The organism is Pseudoalteromonas sp. SIMBA_162 (assembly GCF_046535955.1).
In the GTDB taxonomy this organism is placed as follows: Bacteria; Pseudomonadota; Gammaproteobacteria; order Enterobacterales; family Alteromonadaceae; genus Pseudoalteromonas; species Pseudoalteromonas marina.
Window position 1 is genome coordinate 1 of record NZ_JAWJBQ010000087.1, and the last position, 429, is coordinate 429.

Below are 429 nucleotides of genomic sequence, written 5' to 3' on the forward strand. Positions count from 1 at the left end.
CGGATAAAAATAATTTTTGTTTCATCTCTGGTAATTGAAAATTCACAACTACCGCGCCCCGTCGTTTGTAATTGTGGTAATTTCGCACCCGATTAAGGAGTGCGTATAATCGAAATGATGCCAGACTGTTTAATTTTACTGTGTTATGAAAAAATAACTCTGTGAAATCACCCTCAATATTAAAAATATAGGGCTCGATGTCTTTTGAGAACTCCAATGTGATAAACGAGCCCTGATTTTTCACCTTTTCATATCTAGCATTGCTCACCCAGGGGATTGAAAGCGACGTCCCACTATCGTCTAAAATAGTGACAGATTTATCTCTTAGTGACTCTGCAGCTGCGCTCAGCTGCTCATAGACACTGCTTTTATTGAGGCCGAAACACTTGGCATATTCCGTTGGATAAATCACAATTTTTCCTGGGTTAG

Annotated in this window: 1 protein-coding gene; it reads right to left on the minus strand. The window is 39.4% G+C overall.

Annotated features, from left to right (window positions below; translation table 11 throughout):
• Positions 1-412 (minus strand): replication initiation protein (locus R0J88_RS18825; protein WP_410900700.1); only part of this gene is annotated, 412 nt, incomplete at its 3' end.
• Positions 413-429: the final 17 nt, after the last annotated feature.